Here is a 20,354-nt window from a genome sequence, read left to right as displayed (position 1 = left end):
CGAAATCGAGCGAGTTTTTTTCGCAGTGGGGTTACGCTCGCGGCCTAGAGTCTAGGCCGTCAGCAATGGCGCGATCCAGGTCAGCTCGGCGGGCAACTGCGAACTCCAGAACCCGCCGTTGTGTCCACCGGGCGAGAAGCCACCCGCGGGCGGGTTGGGCAATTGAGCTATGAACTGCTTGGTCGCGGCGTAGAACGGATCGCTGTCGCCGCAATCCACCCGGATCGGTATGGACCCGAGCGCGGGCATGCCGAACACCGAGTTGGCCGAGAAGTCGTCGGCGCCGTCGAACGCGCCGGGTGCGGCCGCACCGGCGGACAGCCACAGCGCCGGGCTCACCGCACAGATGGCCGCGGTGCGCGCCGGTCCGAGTCGGCCGCCCAGCAGCAATGCGCCGTAGCCGCCCATCGACCAACCCAGGAACGCCACGCGTGAGGTGTCCAGACTATGGGAGTTCAGTATGGGGATGAGCTCGTCCAGCACCATCGCTCCGGAGTCCTCGCCGGACGCCCTCTTGTGCCAGTAGCTGCCGCCGCCGTCGACCGCGACCACAGCGAACGGCGGCAGCCCGGCGTCGACGGCCTGTGCCAGTCCCTGCTCCACGCCGCCGGCCATCACGGTGGATGCGTCGCTGCCTTTTCCGTGTAGCGCGATCACCGGTCGCAGCGGCTTGGTCTGGCCCGGCGGACGCGCGATCGCCCAGTTGGTCGAAATCCCACCGCGCGCGGCCGACACAAACGAGCCGGTCGCCATCGTCGGCGCGGCCTGAGCCGGCGGTGCCGGATCGAGCGGTCGTGCCGGCGCCAGTGGAACGCTTGTGCCAGTCACTGACGGCGGCATGGCCTGTGATGTTCGTGGCTGAAAGACCATGTCGAGCGCATATGCGCCGGCCGCGCCGCAGACCGCGCCGGCACCAAGACCGAGCACGGCGCGGCGGCTCAAGTCTGGCATGCGGGTCATCATGCCATGGACGTTTCGTCAAAATGGCAATGGAGTACCACTTTGACTGGCAGCATGGGTGGGCGTGACGGCAGCAGTGACTCCAAAGGGAGAACGTCGGCGGTATGCGTTGGTAAGCGCCGCCGCGGAGCTGCTTGGCGAGGGCGGGTTCGAAGCGGTACGCCACCGGGCGGTCGCCCGGCGGGCTGGCCTGCCGCTGGCGTCCACCACCTACTACTTCTCTTCGCTCGACGATTTGATCGCCCGCGCGGTCGAACACATCGGGATGATCGAGGTAGCGCAGCTGCGGGCACGGGTCAACGCCCTGTCGCGGCGGCGCCGGGGGCCTGAGACCACCGCTGAAGTGCTAGTCGACTTGCTTGTGGGCGATGTATCCGGTCCGGGGCTCGCCGAGCAGCTGATATCGCGATATGAGCGACATATCGCCTGTACCCGCTTTCCCGCCCTGCGCGAAAGCATGCGGCGTAGCTTGCGCCAACGCGCCGAGGCGGTCGCCGAGGCCCTCGAAAGATCAGGGCGTTCGGTCCACATCGAACTGGTATGCACACTTATTTGCGCCGTCGACGGTTCGGTGGTCTCCGCGCTGGTCGAGGGGCGGGATCCGCGGGCCGCGGCGCTGACGACCGTGGTCGATTTAATTGACGTGCTGGCGCCGGTCGATCAGCGGCCTATACGGATCTAGGTCCCCGGGTAGCGATGGCGTAACGATGTAGCCGGTGCCGACGTCCCCGTAGATCGTGACGTCGGCGGGGCAGCGCTCGGTATACAACGCCACATAGGCGCAGACGACGGCGTCGACTGGATCCTCGGCGCGACGCAGCTCGCACTTGCGGTGGGCATCCGACACTTGCCGGCGCAGGGAAACCCAATCCGCGTTCCTTATTACACGCAGCGGCACTGGGGCATGCGCAAGCCCCTCGACGCCGCCCATCAGCCGCAGCAGCTCGGACTTGAGTTGATCGACGCTACGGCCGGGCTTGGCCTTGTATTTCAGTGTGCGGGACAGTCGAAACAGTGCCACAGTCGCCGCGTGCGGGTAGACCTCGATGGCGCGCCGGGTGGCGTCGGAAAATGGGTCCAGATCCAATTGGAGTGCCTCAGCCAGCCGGGCGGCGCGTGGCCTCCCGGCAAATTCGGGCTTGCTGGTGTTAGCTGGATGCGCGCCCGCCTCGAATTTGCGGAAGTCACGGTTGAGTGCCGTCTCGGCGGGTCGTTGCCCGGTTGGGTTGGTCACCACCAGAGGCGCATCGAAGCCGACGAGGCACTCGCCCTGGACGTAGGGTCGTAGCGCCGCCAACACGTCGGCGTCGTCGCGGGCTGCGCCAATATGCACCAGAGAGCCGTCGGCGTCGACAACCGCGATACCGGTGGGATTGCGACCCGCCCAGGCCAGGTCCACGCCGACGAAGTACATCGCCTTACCAAATCACCCAACGTCGGCTCGTTCTAGGGATTCCGGCTGATCTACCCAACAAGTCGACGTTGGGGATCTGAAACGACCGTAAGCTGTCTGTCTGTGAGCATTCCGAACGTGCTGGCGACCCGATACGCCAGCGCCGAGATGGTTGCGATCTGGTCGCCGGAGGCCAAGGTGGTGGCCGAGCGGCGGCTATGGCTGGCCGTGTTGCGGGCGCAGGCCGAACTGGGTGTCGACGTTCCGCAACAAGCGATCGCCGACTACGAGCGGGTGCTCGACGACGTGGACCTCGCTTCGATCGCAGCCCGGGAACGGGTGCTGCGCCATGACGTCAAGGCTCGCATCGAGGAATTCAACGCGCTGGCCGGTCATGAGCACGTGCACAAGGGGATGACCAGTCGTGACCTGACCGAGAACGTCGAGCAGCTGCAGGTGCGACGGTCGCTGGAACTGGTCTTCGCCCACGGGGTGGCGGTGGTCGCGAGGCTTGCCGAGCGGGCGGTGGCCTACCGCGACTTGGTCATGGCCGGCCGCAGCCATAACGTCGCCGCGCAGGCCACGACTTTGGGCAAGCGGTTCGCTTCGGCGGCCCAGGAGACACTTGTCGGGCTGACGAGAGTGCGGGAATTGATCGACCGCTACCCGCTGCGGGGGATCAAGGGTCCGATGGGCACCGCTCAGGACATGCTTGATCTCTTGGGTGGCGACGCCGCCAAATTGGCTGAGCTCGAGCGTCGCATCGCCGAGTTCTTGGGCTTCACAACGGTTTTGACCAGCGTGGGGCAAGTGTATCCGCGTTCGCTGGACCACGATGTGGCGTCCGCCTTGGTACAGCTCGGCGCCGGCCCGTCCTCGTTGGCGCACACCATCCGGCTGATGGCCGGGCACGAACTCGTCACCGAGGGCTTCGCTCCCGGGCAGGTCGGTTCGTCGGCGATGCCGCACAAGATGAACACCCGCAGTTGCGAGCGGGTCAACGGGCTGCAGGTGGTGTTGCGTGGCTATGCCGCCATGACGGCCGAATTGGCCGGTGCACAGTGGAACGAGGGCGATGTCTTCTGCTCGGTGGTGCGCCGAGTTGCGTTGCCGGACAGCTTCTTCGCCATCGACGGGCAGATCGAGACGTTTTTGACGGTGCTCGACGAGTTCGGCGCGTACCCGGCGGTGATCCAGCGCGAGCTGGACCGCTATCTGCCGTTCCTGGCTACCACCAAGGTGTTGATCGCGGCAGTGCGCGCGGGCATGGGGCGCGAGTCGGCCCACCATGTGATCCGCGAGCACGCGGTGGCGACGGCGCTGGCCATGCGCGAACTGGGGGCAGAGCCAGACCTTTTGGACCGGCTGGCCGCTGATCCCCGGCTGCCGTTAGGCCGCGACGCGCTGGATGCCGCGCTGGCCGACAAGGAGACATTCACCGGTGCGGCGGGCGATCAAGTAGACGAGATGGCCGCATTGGTGGACACATTGGTAGGCCGCTACCCAGACGCGGCCAAGTACACACCGGGTGTGATCCTATGACTCTCGCCAGCGCGCTCTCAGGCATCGACTTCACCGATTTGGACAACTTCGCCCACGGCTTCCCGCATGATCTCTTTGCGATTCATCGTCGGGAGGCGCCGGTGTACTGGCACTCGCCAACGGCCAATACCCCAGACGGCGAGGGCTTCTGGTCGGTGGCCACCCATGCCGAAACCCTTGAGGTGTTGCGTGATCCGGTGACCTACTCCTCAGTCACGGGCGGCGAGAGGCCGTTCGGCGGAACGCTGTTGCAGGACCTGGCCATTGCCGGCCAGGTGCTCAACATGATGGACGACCCACGGCATGCGCAGATTCGGCGACTGGTCAGCTCGGGGCTCACACCGCGGATGATCCGTCGTGTCGAGGACGATCTGCGCGCCCGCGCGTGCCGGCTGTTGGATGGTGTGACGCCAGGCGAACCGTTCGACGTCCTGGTTGATATCGCGGCCGAACTGCCGATGCAGATGATCTGCATCCTGCTGGGTGTGCCGGAAGCCGAACGACATTGGCTATTCGAGGCCATTGAGCCGCAATTCGACTTCGGCGGTTCACGCAAGGCGTCCCTATCCCAGCTGTCGGCCGAAGACGCCGGGTCGCGGATGTTCACCTATGGCCAGGAGTTGATCGCAGCCAAGCGGGCCGAACCGACCGACGACATGTTGTCGGTAGTCGCCAACGCGACGCTCGACGACGTCAACGCGCCGGCGCTGTCGGATCTCGAGCTGTACCTGTTCTTCAGCCTGTTGTTCAGCGCGGGTGCGGAGACGACACGTAACGCGGTCGCGGGTGGCTTGCTGGCGCTGGCCAACCATCCGGAGCAATTGCACGCGCTGCGTGGGAATCTCGACATGCTGCCGACGGCGATCGAGGAGATCGTACGGTGGACGTCGCCGTCGCCGTCGAAAAGGCGAACCGCCACGCGGGACATCACGCTCGGCGGGCACTCGATCGAGGCGGGACAGAAGGTTCAGATCTGGGAGGGCTCGGCCAACCGCGATGCCCTCGTCTTCGACCGGGCGGACGAGTTCGATATCACACGAAAGCCCAACCCACACCTGGGCTTTGGACAAGGGGTGCACTATTGCCTGGGCGCCAATCTGGCCCGGCTGGAACTGCGGGTGCTCTATGAGGAACTGCTGTCGCGATTCGCGACCGTGCGGGTGGTACAGCCCGTCGAATGGACACGCAGCAACCGGCATACCGGCATCCGGCACCTCGTTGTGGAATTGCGCGGTTCGCAATGAAATTCCGGCTCGCCGATGTCGAGCCGGCACCCGATGTATTCGCCGCGGTGATGGCGACCGGGATTTTGTCGATAGCCGCGGGTCAGCACCACTACGTCCGGATCAGCGACACCTTGGGTGTGCTTGCCACGACCGCTCTGGTAGTCCTCGCCGGATTGGTTATCGCCGCCGCGGTAGGAAGGCGGAATTCCCTGTGGGACTTGACCGATCCCGATGTGACACTGCGATTGTTCACATTCGTTGCCGCCTGCGCGGTGCTTGACAGCCGGCTGGCATCCCGTCGCATGGTGATGTACATGCTCGGAGCGGTTGCGCTGTCGGCGTGGCTGGTGCTGATGGTGCTGAGCACCCGAAACATGTTGGCGCAGCCGTGGGCGACGCTGCGGGACCGTGCCCACGGCGCTTGGGAGCTCGCCAGCGTGGGCACCTCCGGCCTGGCGATCGTGGCCACCCAGGTAGCCCGCCACACCCCCGAACACTGGTGGTTTGTGGTGGCCGTGCCGGTCTGGGTGGTGGCGCTTTGCCTCTACGGCCTGATGACGTGGCTGATCTTGTGGCGGGCGAGCGTCGAGCGACACGAACGCAACGGCTTCGAACCCGATTCCTGGATCTTGATGGGCGGGTTGGCCATTGCGACGCTGGCCGGCGCCAACATCCACAGCCTCGCGCCGGTTTGGCTGGCTCCAGCGGTGCGAGTGATCACCGTGGTGACGTGGGTGGCGGCGACCTTGTGGATACCCGTGCTGATCTACTTTGGCCTGCAGCGGATCAACCGGCGGCCCGGCATGCTGCACTTCGCTGGCGTGTGGTGGGCCCTGGTGTTCCCGCTGGGTATGTACGCGGCGGCCACTGACGCCATGGCAGCCGAGATCGGTCAGCGTTCGCTGAGCACCGTGTCGCTGGTGTTCTTCTGGATCGCAATGGCGGCCTGGCTGATCGTTGTCATTGCCGGGCTGCTTACTGTTCGCGAAGCGTGATGCCGGCTGCCCGGAGCTCCAGCGCGGCCAGCCCGCGGATGGTGGTGGGATCCTCGCGCCGCCACGCACCGACCGGATCCGCGCTGACGGCGGCCAGTTTGGCCGGCGACCGGTTGGCCAGTGCCCGCAATGCCAGCAGTTGCCGGCCGGCCGGCGTGGCGGCCAACGCGGTCACGACCCACTTGCGCCGGAAGAACCGCAGCCGCAGGAACAGCCATGGTCCGGCCACGGCCAGGATCGGCGTCGCGGCGACCGCCACCGCGAGCACCACCGCAAGCCAACTCGCCGTGGTGTCCAGGCTGTGGCCGGCGCCCGCAATGTCGAGGGCCGCGTCGGCGGCCGCGGTGAGCGGCTTGCTCAGCGCGTCGCCCACCAGCGGAACACGCTGCGCGTCGTGGCCCGCGGACCCCAGATTGCCGGCGACGCCGTGCGCGCCGATCTCTACCTGCCGGCCGGCCTCCGCGATTATCGAGATGGCGCTGTGTACGGCAAGGCCGACGAACACCCATATCATCGTCCAGACGGTCACGGCGATGTCACTCAATAGTTGGGCGGCCAGCCGGACGGGTCTGGTGGAGTAGGGCAAGAAGCGCGATCTCATAGGGCTGATCCCAGCACATGTCCACGGTCCGAGCGGCGGATAGGCTGACGCGATGCGCCCCGCACTAGCCGACTACCCGCATCTGGCCAGCGGCAAGGTTCGTGAGATCTATCGCGTCGATGACGACCATCTGCTGCTGGTCGCCACCGATCGGATCTCGGCGTACGACTATGTCCTCGACAGCACTATCCCGGACAAAGGCCGCATCCTGACCGCGATGAGCGTGTTCTTCTTCGGCCTCGTGGAAGCCCCCAACCACCTGGCCGGGCCGCCGGACGACGCGCGCATCCCCGATGAGGTGCTTGGCCGCGCGCTGGTGGTGCGCAAGCTGGACATGCTCCCGGTGGAATGTGTGGCCCGCGGCTACCTGACCGGGTCGGGATTGCTGGACTACCAGGCCACCGGGAAGGTGTGCGGCATCGCCTTGCCGCCGGGTCTGGTCGAGGCCAGCAAGTTCGCCACACCGCTGTTCACCCCGGCGACGAAGGCCGCACTGGGCGATCACGATGAGAACATCTCGTTTGACCGGGTGATCGAGATGGTGGGCGGCGTGCTCGCCAACCAGCTGCGCGACAGTACCCTGAAAATCTACGTGCAAGCCGCCGATCACGCCCTGACCCGAGGAATCATCATCGCCGACACCAAGTTTGAATTCGGCACCGACCCCGCCGGTAACCTGCTGCTGGCCGACGAAATCTTCACACCCGACTCGTCGCGGTACTGGCCGGCCGATGACTACCGACCCGGTGTGGTCCAGACCAGCTTCGACAAGCAGTTCGTCCGCAACTGGCTCACCAGCGGAGCATCGGACTGGGACCGTGGCGGCGGCCAACCACCGCCGCCGCTTCCGGATGACATCATCGAAGCCACCCGCTGCCGTTATATCGATGTCTACGAACGGATTTCAGGTCTGCGCTTCGCAGACTGGATCGGCCCGGGCGCATGACCGACAATCCGATTCCGCCGATGGCTAAGCGGGTGGGAACTCGGCGTGAGCACCACGGTGACGTTTTCATTGACCATTACGAATGGTTGCGCGATAAGGACAGCCCCGACGTCATCGCCTATCTCGAGGCCGAAAACGACTATGCCGACCAGGCCACGGCGCACCTCGAACCGTTGCGGCAACGGATCTTTGACGAAATCAAGGCGCGTACTAAGGAGACCGATCTGTCGGTACCGACTCGACGTGGTGATTGGTGGTACTACGCCCGCACCTTCGAGGGAAAGCAGTACGGCGTACACTGCCGTTGCCCGGTAGCTGATCCCGACGACTGGAACCCGCCGAGATTCGACGAAGACACCGAAATATCCGGTGAACAGGTGTTGCTCGACGAAAATTTGGAAGCAGATGGCCACGATTTCTTCGCGCTGGGTGCAGCCAGTGTCAGCCTGGACGGCAACCTGCTCGCGTACTCTGTCGACGTCGTAGGTGACGAGCGATACACCTTGCGGTTCAGGGACTTACGGACTTCAGAGCAGTATCCCGACGAGATCGCAGGCATCGGCGCCGGAGCGACCTGGGCGGCCGACAACCGGACCGTCTACTACGTCACCGTGGACGAGGCCTGGCGCCCGGACACGGTATGGCGCTACCGGCTGGGCTCCGGCGAATCGTCGGAGCGTGTCTATCACGAAGCCGATGAACGGTTCTGGCTCGCGGTGGGCCGTACTCGCAGCGACGCCTACGTGTTGATCGCGGCGGGCTCGTCGATTACCTCTGAGGTCCGCTACGCGGACTCGGCTGACCCCAACGCGCAATTCGCTGTGGTGCTGCCCCGGCGTGACGGCGTCGAGTACTCGGTAGAGCACGCGGTGGTCGGTGAGCAGGATCGCTTCTTGATCCTGCACAACGACGGTGCGGTGAACTTCACGCTAGCCGAGGCCCCCGTCGGCGATCCGACGCAGCAACGCACCCTGATTCAGCACCGCGACGATGTCCGACTCGACGGCGTCGACGCCTTCGCCAGTCATCTGGTGGTCAGCTACCGGCGTGAGGCGCTGCCCCGGGTTCAGCTGTGGCCGGTGCAGTCCGACGGCAGTTACGGTGAGCCCGAGGAGATTTCGTTCGACTCCGAATTGATGTCGGCCGGGCTGGGGACCAATCCGAACTGGGATTCGCCCAAATTGCGGGTTGGTGCTGGATCTTTCGTCACCCCGACGCGGATCTACGACATCGACCTGGTCACCGGCGAACGCACCTTGCTGAAAGAACAGCCGGTGCTCGGCGGCTACCAGCGCGAAGACTACGTCGAGCGTCGCGACTGGGCTTACGCCGACGACGGCACCCGGATCCCGGTATCGATCGTGCACCGCGCCGGTATCGAGTTCCCAGCGCCGGCATTGGTTTACGGCTACGGCGCTTACGAGATCTGCGAGGATCCACGGTTTTCCATCGCCCGACTGTCGCTGTTGGATCGTGGGATGGTGTTTGTCGTCGCACACGTTCGCGGCGGAGGTGAGATGGGGCGCCTGTGGTATGAACACGGCAAGCTGCTGGACAAGAAGAACACATTCACCGACTTCGTAGCAGTGGCACAGCATCTGGTGGAATCCGGACTGACTCGACCGGAGCGGTTGGTGGCTTTCGGCGGCAGCGCGGGCGGATTGTTGATGGGCGCCGTCGCCAACATGGCCCCGGATCTGTTCGCCGGAATCCTGGCTCAGGTACCTTTCGTCGATCCGCTGACCACGATCCTTGACCCGTCGTTGCCGTTGACCGTCACAGAGTGGGACGAGTGGGGAAATCCGTTGGACGACGGCGATGTTTACGCCTACATGAAGTCGTATTCGCCGTATGAGAACGTCGCAGCCAAGCGCTATCCGGCGATCCTGGCCATGACGTCGTTGAACGATACCCGGGTGTACTACGTTGAGCCGGCCAAGTGGGTTGCGGCTTTGCGGCATACCAATAGCGATGCCAATTCCTGCGGCAACCCGGTGCTGTTGAAGACCCAGATGCACGCCGGTCATGGCGGGATCAGCGGCCGCTACGAGCGTTGGAAAGAAACCGCATTCCAATACGCCTGGTTGTTAGATGCTGCCAATGGCCACGACAAGGGCGGCGCCCAGAAAGACGACCTCCTCGGCACTACGCAGGGATAGTCGCGTCGTCATCGACTTGGGCGGATGGGGCATCCGGGCGGCGTAGACGTTCGCCGGAAACATCACCAGCATCAGCACCAGCAGGCACACGGCCGCCGCGACCCGGGTGCCGGGCAACAACAGACCGGCGGCGCCGAGCAGCTCCAGCACGCCGGTGAGGCTGACCAGCAGGCCGGGTGCGGGCAACCGGGGCGGCACGATCGCAATGAGGTCACCGCGTAGCGGCGGCGCGAAGTGTGCAACCCCGGTGAGCACGAACATCGCCGCGAGCCCGACGGCGACCGCGGCGGTCCAGTTGTTCACGTAAGCCACGCCGAAGCAGCCGATGATCCAAGCGACAATGCTGCCCAACAGCAGAGTGATCACTGGAGCCATCCCAGCCCCTCCTAGCATCTAGACACTGACAAGATCGACCATATGCTTCAATCTAGTCAGTGTCAAGTTCGGTCGTTATGCTGGGCCTATGGACCGGCCGACTTACCATCACGGCGATTTGCGCAGCGTGATCCTCACCGAAGCCGCGCGTCTGGTGGCCGAACGGGGCGCCGATCAGGTGTCGCTGCGCGAGTTGGCCCGTGACGCGGGTGTGTCGCATGCCGCGCCCGCGCACCACTTCACCGATCGGCGAGGTCTGTTCACCGCGCTTGCGACTCAGGGATACCAGCTGCTGGCCGAGGCGCTCGCGGACGCCCGTCCGCAGTTCGCCGACGCAGCTCTGGCCTATGTACGGTTTGCCATCGAGCATCCCGGCCACTACCAAGTGATGTTCAACAGGTCGCTGCTTGACGGCGCGGATGCCGAGCTGACCGCAGCGGAGGCGGCCGCCGCCGCGGAATTGGCGCGCGGAGTGGCGACGCTGCGCGACCCCAACGCCCGGGCAGATCCGGCTTACGCCCGGCTGGCGGCTTGGTCACTGGTACACGGCTTTTCGATGCTGTGGCTCAATGACGCGGTGAATCCGGAAGTGAGGGCTGTGGATCCGATGGACAGTGTCGCGCGGATAGCTCGGCTGCTGTTCGAGGGTTAGTGCCACTAGCCGGCCGGCTTTTTCGGCAGAAACGACGCCGGGATGATCGTCAAAGCCATGAGCGCGACCCCTATCACGAAGACGACCGTGTAGGCGTGTGCAAGATCATGCAGCACATTGCCGGCGAAGTCGGGGGTAAGGGTGCGCCGCGGTATTGCCGACGGGTCGATGGGCACCCCACGCCGGGCGGCGTCGTGTTGGAGCGCCGCGACTTGGTTGGCGGCCGAAATGTTCTCGCTGCAATTGAACTGATGGGTCACAATCACCGACATCAGCGCGGTCCCTGTCGAGGCGCCCACCTGATAGGTGACGCTGATCAGCGTAGAACCACGGGCTATCTCGTGTGGTGCCAGCGTCTGAACTGCCGCCCCGGAAAGCGGCGTCATGGTGCAGCCCATGCCCATGCCGAAGATCACCAGCCCCACCAGCAGCATTGGGACGTATCCCGCGTGCCGGTAAACGCCGTAGGTGAAGATGCCCAGGCCGGCGGTCATCACCGAAATGCCAAGCACGCAGACCTTCCCTGGTCCCCGCTTGTCCATGAATGCGCCGGCAAACGGCATAGTGAGCATGGCGCCAATTCCCTGCGGTGCCAGGTGTATCCCGGATTGCATCGGTGTCTGATCCATGACCTGCTGCAAATAGCTCGGGAGTAGCAACACGGTGCCGTAAAAAGCGAACGCCAACACCAGCGCCGTCACATTGGATCGAGTGACCACCGAGTTGTTGAACAGCCGCAAATCGATGAGCGGATGATCAGCGCGATACCAGGCGTGGATGGCAAACGCTGCGATGAAGACCAGCCCGATGGTCAACGGTATCCAGACGTGGCGATTGGCCACTGTGCCGCGGCCCGGAATGGACGACACCCCGAGTAGGAACGTGGCCAGGCCCGGCGACAACAGCAGGACGCCGATCAAGTCGAAGCTCTCTGAAGGTTCCGGGCGATCCTTGGGGAACAAGATGGTCGCGAGAATGGCCGCGGTCAATCCGATCGGCAGGTTGACCAGGAAGATCCACGGCCAGCTGAAGGTGCCAATCAGCCAGCCGCCCAGGATGGGCCCGCCGATCGGGCCGAGGAGCAGCGGGATACCCAGGACCGCCATCATGCGTCCGAGCCGTTTCGGGCCGGCTACTCGCGTTAGGATCACGAATCCCAGCGGCAGCAACATGCCGCCCCCAACGCCTTGCGCAACCCGAAACACTATGAGTGACACAATATTCGGCGCCAACGCGCACAGTAGTGAGCCCAGCGTGAACGCCAACACCGATCCGATCCAGAGACGCTTGGTGCCGAATCGGTCGGCTGCCCAACCGGTTAGCGGGATTACCATCGCCAGTGCGAGCGTGTAGCCTGCCATCGTCCATGCGACGACCGCCTGGGTAGAACCGAATTCGACGGTGAAGGCGCGCTGTGCGACCGCGACGACTGTGGCGTCCAGGACCGTCATCAGCGACGCCAGCACACAAACCCCGGCGATCCGAAAGATCCCAGCGTCGAGCTTGTCGGGGTAGACGTGTTCGCCGCGGCGGGGCGGGCCCGTGGCGGTGGTGGGTAACGCGGCATCGGCCGGTGCGGAACGCGCCTCATCCATGGAGTTTTGAGCATATCGGGGGCCGTCGCGGTCCGGATATATGTCTGCTGTCTGCGTGTACTTCACCGTCCCGAAACCTGGAATCGGCAAACTACAAGCGTGTCTGGAAAACTGATCGTCTCGGTCTCGGGCATAGGGATCAACACCCTGGCCGACGTCGACGCGTTCTGCGGGCAAATGGATGCCCGCTCGGTGCCGGTATCGCTGTTGGTGGCTCCGCGTCTGCGCGGTGAGTACCGACTCGACCGCGACCCGGGCACCGTTGAGTGGCTGGCCGCGCGGCGCGCCGGCGGCGATGCGCTGGTACTGCACGGCTACGACGAAGCGGCCACCAAGAGGCGGCGTGGCGAGTTCGCGACGCTGCACGCACATGAGGCCAACCTGCGTTTGATGGCCGCCGACCGGGTGCTCGAGCATCTCGGGCTGCGCACCCGGCTGTTTGCGGCGCCGGGCTGGTTGGTATCGCCCGGTGTTGTCAAAGCGTTGCCCGGGAACGGCTTTCGGCTACTCGCCGATTTCCACGGAATTACCGACCTGGTCCGCAAGACCACTGTGCGCGCCCGCGTGCTGGGCATCGGAGAAGGATTCCTCGCAGAGCCGTGGTGGTGCCGGATGGTCGTGATGTCCGCCCAGCGGATCGCTCGGCGCGGCGGCGTCGTGCGGGTTGCGGTAGCCGCCCATCATTTGCGCAAGCCGGGCCCATTGCAGGCCATGCTGGATGCCGTCGACCTTGCGTTGCTGCACGAATGCGCGCCGACGGTATACCGCTGGCGGCCGGATAAGGCAATTCTCGACGCTGCGTAATCAGATTGCGGCGACCCGCTGCGCCCGGGTCGTCACCTAGCCACGGCGAGCAGACGCAAAAGCCCCCGCACGCACGGGGTGTCGGGGGCTTTTGCGTCTGCTCGCCCTAGAAGGTGACCGCGCTCTCCTCGGGCAGCACTTGGAAGTCGGTGTTGGTCATCTCGGTCAGGCGGCCGTAATAGATGCCGCGTGCATCGGGGGCGATGATCCCTTGGTGGATCGGTACCGCGCGGGCCGGCGACACCGCGCGCAGGTAGTCGACTGCCTCCGCGATCCGCATCCACGGGGCAGCGGCGGGACTGGCCAATACGTCCACCGGCTCGCCAGGCGCAAACAGTGCGTCACCGGGATGCATCAACCTGGCTCGGTGTTCGCCGTCATCCACCAGATACGAAATGTTCTCAATCACAGGGATTTCCGGATGAATCACCGCATGCCGGCCACCCACTGCACGGATGGTCAGCTCGCCGACCGACAGTTCGTCACCGACATGCACCTCTCGGCACGGCGCACCCAATTGCGCTGTTGTCTGCGAATCGGCATACAGCACGGCGTTTGGGTTGCCATCCAGCAGCGCCGGCAGTCGTGTGACGTCGATGTGGTCGGGGTGCTGGTGGGTGATCAGGATCGCGGACAGGCCGGTGATCCCCTCGAAGCCGTGCGCGAAGGTGCCGGGATCAAAAAGCACGCTCGTTTCACCAAACTCGGCGAGGAGGCAGGAATGACCGAAATGCGTCAGTTGCATGTTTACGATTGTGCCCTGATGAGGCGGTGCAGATGCGGGTGATCCTGGCGGCGATGCTGGTCGCCAGCAGCGTTGTGGTCGCTGTCGTGGTGACAGCACCCGCACAGGCGGAGCCGGAAACCTGCCCGCCGGTATGCGATCAGATCCCCGCCACGGCGTGGATCCATCGACGGGACGTGCCACTGGACTCGGTGTACGGCTGGCCGGCGCTGGCTGGTGCGGCGGTCGCGGTGACCGGGACGACGCCCCGATTTCAGTTCGAGCAAGTGTGCGCCACACCGACGTTCCCACAGGACAGCCGCAATTCAGCGGTCGCGGGTCGAGTGACGGTGGTCCACCTCGACGGTCAGTGGCAGTTGCAGGCTCAGGTATTGCACTGGCGCGGTGACACAGCCCGCGGGGGTGCGATCGCGGCAGCGGTGTTCGGTGCCGCCGTCACCGCCATACGCGCCTGCCAGCTGGGGTCGCCAATGCAATCGCCGTCAATCACTGACGACGAACCGACCCGGATGGCCGCGGTAATCAGTGGACCGGTCGTCATGCACACCTATCTGGTCGCGCATGTGTCGAGCAGCACGCTCAGTGAACTCACGCTGTGGTCGTCGGGGCCGCCGAAGGTGCCGTGGTCGGTGCGCTCCGACACCGCGGTACTGGACGCCATGACCCGCCCGTTGTGCGAGGCCTACATCGGCTCGTGCTGAGGTCGAGCCGGAAATCGATTCTGGCAGTGGTATTTTGCTGTACGTTCGGCAGATGGTCACACTCGACATTCTCTATAGCGCAGCCAAGCACGTCTGGCCGGACATTCGGGCCAAGGTGTCGCAGGCCGAAGCTCAAGGATTCGGGACTGCGTGGGTCTATGACCACCTGTCCGGTTCGGTGTTGTCGAGTAACCGAATGCTGGAATGTTTTACCTTGGCCGGAGCTCTGGCCGCAGCCACCTCCACGATTGGCATTGGCACCTTGGTGGTCAATGCCGCCAACCGTTCGGCGGGCGTGACGGCCGTTGCGGCCGCCTCGGTGCAAGAGATCAGCGGGGGACGTTTCATATTCGGCATCGGAGCGGGCGCCGCCCCTGGGACCCACTGGGCGCAAGAGCACGAAGTGCTTGGGAATCCGTTGCATGACTCGATGCAGCGTCGGCATGAGCACCTTGCCGCAATTCTCGACCTGTGCGACATCCTGTGGGACCCGCACCGAGCCGACAAGTGGACCGGCTTTCCGCTGCCGTTGCCCCGCCCGCCGGTGCTACTCGGGGTCAATAGCGTTGCCCTTGCCAAGGTTGCCGGCGCCCGCTGCGATGCAGTCAACGTCCGTCTCGACCACCCTCGGATTGCCGAATTCTTCCAGGCCGCCCGAGATGCGCGTGCGCAGTCCGCTAACCCCAGCGCTCCCTTGGAGCTCAGCGCGTGGACGGAACACAGCCAAGCCTCCCTCGATCCCGACGGGGAGGCGCAAGGTCGAATTGCGGACCTGGGCGGCCACCGGTTGATACTGGTCGCCTAACAGATAAGGGGGCTTGGCCGTGCATGGATGTGGATCTAACATTCATTAGGCGAAGCCAGTAAAGAGGGTCCGGAAACGGGTCCTTTGTGCCGGTCGGTTCGTCATCGCTTCTAACGTTTGGGAGCGGTTCCGCTCTTGGCCCCGGAGGTGGAGCCCGATGGCCCGTACGATCGAGAAGACGTTTCGATTCGACGCTGGCCATCGATCTCTAGGGTTCGACTATAAGAAAGAAGAAACCATCCACGGCCATACCTGGGAGCTCAAACTCGTTCTCGAGTCTCAGCTGGAATTGGATGGCATGAGGACGGTCTTCGACACGAATGAACTCGCTGTCGTTGTGCGGCCGATTATCGACTCATTGGATCACTCGTTCATTATCTGGACCGAAGATCCGATATATGACGACTTCCTGAAAGTCTGCGAGCTTGCGGACGTGGCGGATAAAGTGTATCCCGTTGATTTCAACCCCACCATCGAGGGGCTTGTGCAGCATATATACGAGCAGATAAACGGTAAGCTACATCTCAACGGCTGCATTTTAAAACGTGCAGAGCTCCGATGCGCGTCGACGCTCAATGCCAGCTACGGAATCTAACGAAGCCAAGTCAGTCCACGTCAATACACCCAAGGAGCACGTATGGCCTACACGATCAAGCAGACGATCCGCCTTGAAATGGGGCATCGGACGTGGACCCACGACATGCGGACCAGCCGCGGTGGAAGTGAGCTTTATACCCCAGAATTGGTTGCCAATAAATGCGCCAACCTGCATGGTCACACGATTTTTGTTTCCGTAACGCTTACCGGGGACAGTCTTGACGAGCAGTACTTCCTTTTGGACACGGACCTGCTGGAGAACGCATTTAGGCCGATTCTGGACGAGGTGGACCACGCATTTGTCGTTGACAAGAATGATCCGCTGTACGAGGACATCGCCGCGATTACGCGAAAAGGCGGACTCAAATTGTGCACCGTGGACTTTTCACCCACCTTTGAGGCGTTGGTACGCCACTTCTACGACCGCCTCCAGGCTGTCATCGACGAGAAAGGGCTGGCCGACCAGCTGCGGATCAAAGAAATGAAGGTTCTTGGCGAACAGACAGTTGAGGCCACTTACTCGGGCAGTTAGCGGGCGTAAGACCGCGTAGCTGGCGAGGCCCGGGCCTATCGCCGGTAGAGTTGGCGCGGAACCTCTGCCCCGGCTGCTTGCTCGCGCCATACCGGCGCCTGCCATCGCCGGGCGGAGCGGTCAGGTCTGAGGAGGAGCGCCGGTGGCCCGGGTGGTCGTGCATGTGATGCCTAAAGCGGAGATTCTCGACCCGCAGGGTCAGGCGATCGTGGGAGCGCTGGGACGCCTCGGACACCCCGGAATCTCAGACGTCCGTCAGGGCAAGAGGTTTGAGCTGGAGGTCGACGATGCCGTTGACGATTCGGTGCTTGCCGAAATCGCCGAATCGCTGTTGGCCAACACCGTGATCGAGGACTGGACCATCAGCCGGGACCCGCAATGACGGCGCGGATCGGCGTCATCACATTTCCAGGGACGCTTGATGACGTGGACGCCGCGCGCGCGGTGCGCCAGGTCGGCGCCGACGCGGTGAGCCTGTGGCATGCTGACGCCGACCTCAGGGCTGTCGACGCCGTGATTGTGCCCGGCGGCTTTTCCTACGGCGATTACCTTAGGGCTGGTGCGATCGCCCGATTCGCCCCGGTCATGGGCGAAGTCGTCGCCGCGGCCGGCCGCGGCATGCCGGTATTGGGGATTTGCAACGGGTTTCAAGTGCTGTGCGAGGCCGGGCTGCTGCCCGGCGCGCTGACCCGCAACGTGGGGCTGCACTTCGTCTGCCGCGACGTGTGGCTGCGCGTGGCGTCAACGTCGACCGCGTGGACATCACGTTTCGAAGCCGACGCGGACTTGTTGGTGCCGCTGAAGTCTGGCGAGGGCCGCTATGTGGCACCCCGAGACGTGCTCGACGAACTGGAAGGCGACGGCCGGGTCGTATTCCGCTACCGCGAGAAGGTCAACGGTTCAATGCACGACATCGCCGGCATCAGCTCAGCCAACCGCCGTGTCGTCGGGCTGATGCCGCACCCCGAGCACGCCATCGAAGTGTTGACCGGTCCGTCCGAGGACGGACTCGGCCTGTTCTATTCAGCGCTGGACGCGGTGCTGGCAGCCTGACGGCGAGCTACGGCCAAACCATTCGCTAACCGGCGTCAAGCAGCAATGATTGTGTGGCTGAAGATAATTCAACAATCGGAGCCAGCGCGGCGAAGAGATCGATTGCGGTTGTGATGGTGCGGTCGGCCGAGTCGGCGAAATCTTCGAAGCGGATAGGTTCGGAGAGCCATTGGCACTGCTGTGCCTCGATGACGACGCGTCGTGGATCAGAGGATCCGTGCACGATCGCGGTGACGGCGTGGTTCCGTGCGTTCCACCGATCGGCGAACTGCGTCAGCCGGGCATAGTCCGTGGCGGGGAAGAAGCACGCGGGAGTGACCCGGATCGCGAACGCGTTGTGGTGTGCAGGTAAGACCTCCAGATGAACGTGCAGCCGACGGGGGTGCGAATCGGCGACGAAGAAGAACTCGCCGTCGTGCCGGCCGCGGAAATACCGCCGGCCCCGGGTGCGCAGGTAGCGTTCGATCAAGTTTGCCGAGAGCGGCTCAGTCATCATGGGACTAATGCTGGGGCTGCCCCCTATGCAGATCCTTTGAGCCAAGCAAAGCGGCATCGAAGAATCAGTTGAGAATTGCCTGAGCGGACGCGTCGGCGCGGCTAAAGGATGCAAGCTATCCGGTTAGAGGGGGTACAGGTCCGGCAGGTTGACCACAATGGCCTCCTGGGTGCTGCGCGCGATGACCACTTCGGCGGGTGTTTTCGGGTCGGGATTCTCTTCCCGATGCGGCAGATATGGCGGCACGAAGACGTAGTCGCCGGGTTGAGTCGAGATGCGCACTTCCTGGACGCCGTCATGGAAGACGAACTCCGGGTTGCCGCTTCGCACATAGATCGCGGTCTCGGACTCGCCATGATGATGGTTAGCCGAGACGGTCTCCGGCGAGACATGCGTCTCGCCCATCCACAACTTTTCCGCTCCAACCGAGCGCCCGTTCAGCGCGGCGAAGCGCCGCAGTCCATCCGATTGCGCTGTGTCGGAACTGATTTCCGATCCCTTGATGTGATGCACCCGATTACGTGTCGCTTCTGACGCCGTCGCATCGGGTTGGAAATCGGGATGAAATCCGTCCGAGGTTGCCATGGGTGCTCCTTTGGCTAAACGACCACAAAAAACGAATCCCGGTAGGCTTCAAGGAGTCTCAGCCATAGTTCACTGATTGTCGGGAAACATGGGACGGCGTGCCACAGCCGTTCAATGGGCACCCGTCCGGCGACCGCGATCGTGGCCGCGTGCAGCAGCTCGGTAGCGCCCGGGCCGACCAATGTCATGCCGAGCAGATGGCCCCCATCCACATCGACCACCATGCGCGCCCGACCGGTATATCCGTCGGCATAGAGTTTGGCTCCCATCACGACATCGCCGATCTCGACATCTATCGTCTTGATCCGGTGCCCGGCCTGCTCAGCCTGCTCCGCCGTCAGCCCAACCGCGGCGGCTTCCGGGTCGGTAAAGAAGGCCTGCGGCACCGCGTGATGGTCGGCGGTGGTCGAATGCTCCCCCCACGGCTCGGTGTCCACCGGGCGGCCAGCTGCGCGTGCTGCGATCGCGGCACCCGCGATGCGGGCCTGGTACTTGCCTTGATGGGTCAGCAGTGCGCGATGGTTGACATCACCGGCCGCGTAGAGCCAACCGTCGGCGACGTCGCGCACCCTGCAGGTGTCGTCGACGTCGAGCCAACCGCCCGGAGTCAGTCCCACCGTCTCCAAGCCGATATGGTCGGTGAGGGGTTTTCGGCCGGTGGCAAAGAGAATTTCATCGACCTCGAGCTCGGTCCCGTCGCTCAACGCGATGGCCACGGGGCAATAGGGGTAGGCCCGGCTGAGTTCGCGTACTGACACGCCAACGCGCACGTCCACGCCCGCCTCGGCCAGTCCGCGGCTAACAAGCTCGCCCACAAACGGCTCCATCCGGGGCAGCAGTCGAGATCCTCGAGCCAGCAAGGTCACCTTTGAACCCAATCCTTGCCAGGCCGTTGCCATTTCGACACCCACGCCGCCGGCCCCGACGACGGCGAGCCGGTTCGGGACGTCGCTGCTGTCGGTGGCTTCGCGGTTGGTCCACGGCCGCGCTTCGGTAAGGCCGGGCAGGTCGGGGAGCGCTGGCCGGCTGCCGGTACAGATGACGACCGCCTGCCCGACGGTCAGTACCACCTCGGCGCCACGGGGTGTGGTGACGACAACTCGTCGCGGGCCGTCCAACCGTCCATGTCCGCGTATCAGGGTCGCGCCGATGCCGGCCACCCAGTCGGCCTGGCCGGTGTCGTCCCAGTCGCTGACGTAGCGATCGCGGCGGCTGAAGACACCGGCCGGGTTTATCGAACCGTTGACCGCTTCCCGCGCGCCCTCGGTTCTTCGGGTATCGGAGACGGCGATGACCGGACGTAGCAAGGCTTTGCTCGGCACGCAAGCCCAGTACGAGCATTCGCCTCCGACGAGTTCCCGTTCGACCACCGCGGCGCTGAGACCCGAAGCGCGGACCCGGTCGGCAACATTCTGGCCAACCGGCCCAGCACCGAGCACCACAACGTCGTAGCCCTGTTCCTGTTGGCCGGATGCCATGTCGTATGCCATCCCTGTGACGCTACGCGCATCCCCAGCGCGCCGCAGGCCAAATCATCACTGGTACACAGCGATTGCCGATTCGCTCACACCGTGGGCCCGGTGCAGCTAGGT

22 protein-coding genes and 1 pseudogene are annotated in these 20,354 nt (G+C 64.3%); 14 read left to right on the top strand and 9 right to left on the bottom strand.

From position 1 onward, the window contains the following. Positions 1–51 precede the first annotated feature (51 nt). A complete protein-coding gene (locus tag AADZ78_RS23975) occupies positions 52–963 on the bottom strand; it encodes an alpha/beta hydrolase-fold protein (protein ID WP_085249606.1) in 912 nt (303 codons plus the stop codon). Positions 964–1,018: 55 nt separating this feature from the next. Here AADZ78_RS23975 and AADZ78_RS23970 point away from each other — a divergent pair, with 55 nt between their 5' ends. Then, a complete protein-coding gene (locus tag AADZ78_RS23970; protein ID WP_139828572.1) occupies positions 1,019–1,642 on the top strand; it encodes a TetR/AcrR family transcriptional regulator in 624 nt (207 codons plus the stop codon). Here AADZ78_RS23970 and AADZ78_RS23965 read toward each other — a convergent pair. Next, entirely contained in the window at positions 1,595–2,374 is a 780-nt protein-coding gene (locus tag AADZ78_RS23965) for a DUF429 domain-containing protein (RefSeq protein WP_085249608.1), read from the bottom strand. The genes AADZ78_RS23970 and AADZ78_RS23965 overlap by 48 nt on opposite strands. A 102-nt stretch (positions 2,375–2,476) precedes the next feature. Here AADZ78_RS23965 and purB point away from each other — a divergent pair, with 102 nt between their 5' ends. From purB to AADZ78_RS23950, 3 genes are read left to right on the top strand one after another with little or no spacing between them, the layout of a single operon-like run. Continuing rightward, complete coding sequence (gene purB, locus AADZ78_RS23960) at positions 2,477–3,895, top strand: adenylosuccinate lyase (RefSeq protein WP_085249609.1); 1,419 nt, start codon at positions 2,477–2,479, stop codon at positions 3,893–3,895. Beyond that, complete coding sequence (locus tag AADZ78_RS23955; protein ID WP_085249610.1) at positions 3,892–5,139, top strand: cytochrome P450; 1,248 nt, start codon at positions 3,892–3,894, stop codon at positions 5,137–5,139. Before purB ends, AADZ78_RS23955 begins: the two co-directional genes overlap by 4 nt. Continuing rightward, the gene (locus AADZ78_RS23950; protein ID WP_085249611.1) at positions 5,136–6,116 is read left to right on the top strand and encodes a tellurite resistance/C4-dicarboxylate transporter family protein; all 981 of its coding nucleotides are present in this window, start codon (positions 5,136–5,138) and stop codon (positions 6,114–6,116) included. The genes AADZ78_RS23955 and AADZ78_RS23950 overlap by 4 nt, the downstream gene beginning before the upstream one ends. On the opposite strand, the gene AADZ78_RS23945 is transcribed toward AADZ78_RS23950, so the two are convergent. After that, positions 6,097–6,717, bottom strand: a complete 621-nt coding sequence (locus tag AADZ78_RS23945; RefSeq protein WP_085249612.1) for a hypothetical protein — start codon at positions 6,715–6,717, stop codon at positions 6,097–6,099. The genes AADZ78_RS23950 and AADZ78_RS23945 overlap by 20 nt on opposite strands. A gap of 52 nt (positions 6,718–6,769) precedes the next feature. Here AADZ78_RS23945 and AADZ78_RS23940 point away from each other — a divergent pair, with 52 nt between their 5' ends. Both AADZ78_RS23940 and AADZ78_RS23935 read left to right on the top strand, forming a co-directional pair. Beyond that, positions 6,770–7,663 carry a phosphoribosylaminoimidazolesuccinocarboxamide synthase gene (locus AADZ78_RS23940; RefSeq protein ID WP_085249613.1) on the top strand — a complete coding sequence of 298 codons (894 nt, stop codon included), beginning with the start codon at positions 6,770–6,772 and terminating at the stop codon, positions 7,661–7,663. Next, positions 7,660–9,822 (top strand): S9 family peptidase, encoded by a 2,163-nt coding sequence (locus AADZ78_RS23935; protein WP_085249614.1) that lies wholly within the window; start codon positions 7,660–7,662, stop codon positions 9,820–9,822. The genes AADZ78_RS23940 and AADZ78_RS23935 overlap by 4 nt, the downstream gene beginning before the upstream one ends. Here the strand turns inward: AADZ78_RS23935 and AADZ78_RS23930 are convergent. Beyond that, the gene (locus AADZ78_RS23930) at positions 9,751–10,197 is read right to left on the bottom strand and encodes a DoxX family protein (RefSeq protein ID WP_085249615.1); all 447 of its coding nucleotides are present in this window, start codon (positions 10,195–10,197) and stop codon (positions 9,751–9,753) included. The two genes, AADZ78_RS23935 and AADZ78_RS23930, sit on opposite strands and share 72 nt — an antisense overlap. An 88-nt stretch (positions 10,198–10,285) precedes the next feature. Between AADZ78_RS23930 and AADZ78_RS23925 the strand changes: the two genes are divergently transcribed. Continuing rightward, entirely contained in the window at positions 10,286–10,849 is a 564-nt protein-coding gene (locus AADZ78_RS23925; RefSeq protein ID WP_085249616.1) for a TetR/AcrR family transcriptional regulator, read from the top strand. Positions 10,850–10,854: 5 nt separating this feature from the next. Here the strand turns inward: AADZ78_RS23925 and AADZ78_RS23920 are convergent, their stop codons facing one another. Further along, positions 10,855–12,444, bottom strand: a complete 1,590-nt coding sequence (locus AADZ78_RS23920) for a DHA2 family efflux MFS transporter permease subunit (RefSeq protein ID WP_085249617.1) — start codon at positions 12,442–12,444, stop codon at positions 10,855–10,857. 99 nt (positions 12,445–12,543) lie between these two features. On the opposite strand from AADZ78_RS23920, the gene AADZ78_RS23915 reads away from it, so the two are divergent. Beyond that, a complete protein-coding gene (locus AADZ78_RS23915) occupies positions 12,544–13,248 on the top strand; it encodes a DUF2334 domain-containing protein (RefSeq protein WP_085249618.1) in 705 nt (234 codons plus the stop codon). Positions 13,249–13,354: 106 nt separating this feature from the next. Here AADZ78_RS23915 and AADZ78_RS23910 read toward each other — a convergent pair whose 3' ends face one another. Next, entirely contained in the window at positions 13,355–13,993 is a 639-nt protein-coding gene (locus tag AADZ78_RS23910) for an MBL fold metallo-hydrolase (protein ID WP_085249619.1), read from the bottom strand. Between AADZ78_RS23910 and AADZ78_RS23905 the strand changes: the two are divergent. From AADZ78_RS23905 to purQ, 6 genes and pseudogenes are all read left to right on the top strand, one after another. Further along, positions 13,970–14,694: pseudogene (locus tag AADZ78_RS23905) on the top strand (ATPase). The gene AADZ78_RS23910 and the pseudogene AADZ78_RS23905 overlap by 24 nt on opposite strands. A 52-nt stretch (positions 14,695–14,746) precedes the next feature. Continuing rightward, a complete protein-coding gene (locus AADZ78_RS23900) occupies positions 14,747–15,499 on the top strand; it encodes an LLM class flavin-dependent oxidoreductase (RefSeq protein ID WP_085249621.1) in 753 nt (250 codons plus the stop codon). Between the two features lie 157 nt (positions 15,500–15,656). Continuing rightward, positions 15,657–16,094: a 6-pyruvoyl trahydropterin synthase family protein gene (locus AADZ78_RS23895; RefSeq protein WP_085249622.1), complete on the top strand. Its 438-nt coding sequence runs from the start codon at positions 15,657–15,659 to the stop codon at positions 16,092–16,094. Between the two features lie 42 nt (positions 16,095–16,136). After that, positions 16,137–16,628 carry a 6-pyruvoyl trahydropterin synthase family protein gene (locus tag AADZ78_RS23890; RefSeq protein WP_085249623.1) on the top strand — a complete coding sequence of 164 codons (492 nt, stop codon included), beginning with the start codon at positions 16,137–16,139 and terminating at the stop codon, positions 16,626–16,628. Between the two features lie 142 nt (positions 16,629–16,770). Next, positions 16,771–17,010, top strand: coding sequence for a phosphoribosylformylglycinamidine synthase subunit PurS (gene purS, locus AADZ78_RS23885; RefSeq protein ID WP_085249624.1), 240 nt, complete (start codon positions 16,771–16,773; stop codon positions 17,008–17,010). Further along, positions 17,007–17,681 (top strand): phosphoribosylformylglycinamidine synthase subunit PurQ, encoded by a 675-nt coding sequence (gene purQ / locus AADZ78_RS23880; RefSeq protein WP_085249625.1) that lies wholly within the window; start codon positions 17,007–17,009, stop codon positions 17,679–17,681. Before purS ends, purQ begins: the two co-directional genes overlap by 4 nt. A 25-nt stretch (positions 17,682–17,706) precedes the next feature. Here the strand turns inward: purQ and AADZ78_RS23875 are convergent, their stop codons facing one another. From AADZ78_RS23875 to AADZ78_RS23865, 3 genes are all read right to left on the bottom strand, one after another. Next, entirely contained in the window at positions 17,707–18,177 is a 471-nt protein-coding gene (locus AADZ78_RS23875) for a hypothetical protein (protein ID WP_139828573.1), read from the bottom strand. Positions 18,178–18,300: 123 nt separating this feature from the next. Further along, complete coding sequence (locus AADZ78_RS23870; RefSeq protein WP_085249626.1) at positions 18,301–18,762, bottom strand: cupin domain-containing protein; 462 nt, start codon at positions 18,760–18,762, stop codon at positions 18,301–18,303. 14 nt (positions 18,763–18,776) lie between these two features. Beyond that, positions 18,777–20,252: a dihydrolipoyl dehydrogenase family protein gene (locus AADZ78_RS23865; protein ID WP_139828574.1), complete on the bottom strand. Its 1,476-nt coding sequence runs from the start codon at positions 20,250–20,252 to the stop codon at positions 18,777–18,779. Positions 20,253–20,354 lie beyond the last annotated feature (102 nt).

Source organism: Mycobacterium riyadhense (assembly GCF_963853645.1).
Classification (GTDB): domain Bacteria; phylum Actinomycetota; class Actinomycetes; order Mycobacteriales; family Mycobacteriaceae; genus Mycobacterium; species Mycobacterium riyadhense.
Note: the sequence above shows the minus strand (reverse complement) of the source record. Positions and strands in the feature narration are given on the sequence as shown.

Bases quoted from the DNA above. Each gene is read 5' to 3' on its own strand.
- AADZ78_RS23975 (WP_085249606.1), bottom strand. From the start codon at position 963: ATGATGACCCGCATGCCAGACTTGAGCCGCCGCGCCGTGCTCGGTCTT.
- AADZ78_RS23965 (WP_085249608.1), bottom strand. From the start codon at position 2,374: ATGTACTTCGTCGGCGTGGACCTGGCCTGGGCGGGTCGCAATCCCACC.
- AADZ78_RS23955 (WP_085249610.1), top strand. From the start codon at position 3,892: ATGACTCTCGCCAGCGCGCTCTCAGGCATCGACTTCACCGATTTGGAC.
- AADZ78_RS23950 (WP_085249611.1), top strand. From the start codon at position 5,136: ATGAAATTCCGGCTCGCCGATGTCGAGCCGGCACCCGATGTATTCGCC.
- AADZ78_RS23945 (WP_085249612.1), bottom strand. From the start codon at position 6,717: ATGAGATCGCGCTTCTTGCCCTACTCCACCAGACCCGTCCGGCTGGCC.
- AADZ78_RS23940 (WP_085249613.1), top strand. From the start codon at position 6,770: ATGCGCCCCGCACTAGCCGACTACCCGCATCTGGCCAGCGGCAAGGTT.
- AADZ78_RS23935 (WP_085249614.1), top strand. From the start codon at position 7,660: ATGACCGACAATCCGATTCCGCCGATGGCTAAGCGGGTGGGAACTCGG.
- AADZ78_RS23930 (WP_085249615.1), bottom strand. From the start codon at position 10,197: ATGGCTCCAGTGATCACTCTGCTGTTGGGCAGCATTGTCGCTTGGATC.
- AADZ78_RS23925 (WP_085249616.1), top strand. From the start codon at position 10,286: ATGGACCGGCCGACTTACCATCACGGCGATTTGCGCAGCGTGATCCTC.
- AADZ78_RS23920 (WP_085249617.1), bottom strand. From the start codon at position 12,444: ATGGATGAGGCGCGTTCCGCACCGGCCGATGCCGCGTTACCCACCACC.
- AADZ78_RS23910 (WP_085249619.1), bottom strand. From the start codon at position 13,993: ATGCAACTGACGCATTTCGGTCATTCCTGCCTCCTCGCCGAGTTTGGT.
- AADZ78_RS23900 (WP_085249621.1), top strand. From the start codon at position 14,747: ATGGTCACACTCGACATTCTCTATAGCGCAGCCAAGCACGTCTGGCCG.
- AADZ78_RS23895 (WP_085249622.1), top strand. From the start codon at position 15,657: ATGGCCCGTACGATCGAGAAGACGTTTCGATTCGACGCTGGCCATCGA.
- AADZ78_RS23890 (WP_085249623.1), top strand. From the start codon at position 16,137: ATGGCCTACACGATCAAGCAGACGATCCGCCTTGAAATGGGGCATCGG.
- purQ (WP_085249625.1), top strand. From the start codon at position 17,007: ATGACGGCGCGGATCGGCGTCATCACATTTCCAGGGACGCTTGATGAC.
- AADZ78_RS23875 (WP_139828573.1), bottom strand. From the start codon at position 18,177: ATGATGACTGAGCCGCTCTCGGCAAACTTGATCGAACGCTACCTGCGC.
- AADZ78_RS23870 (WP_085249626.1), bottom strand. From the start codon at position 18,762: ATGGCAACCTCGGACGGATTTCATCCCGATTTCCAACCCGATGCGACG.
- AADZ78_RS23865 (WP_139828574.1), bottom strand. From the start codon at position 20,252: ATGGCATACGACATGGCATCCGGCCAACAGGAACAGGGCTACGACGTT.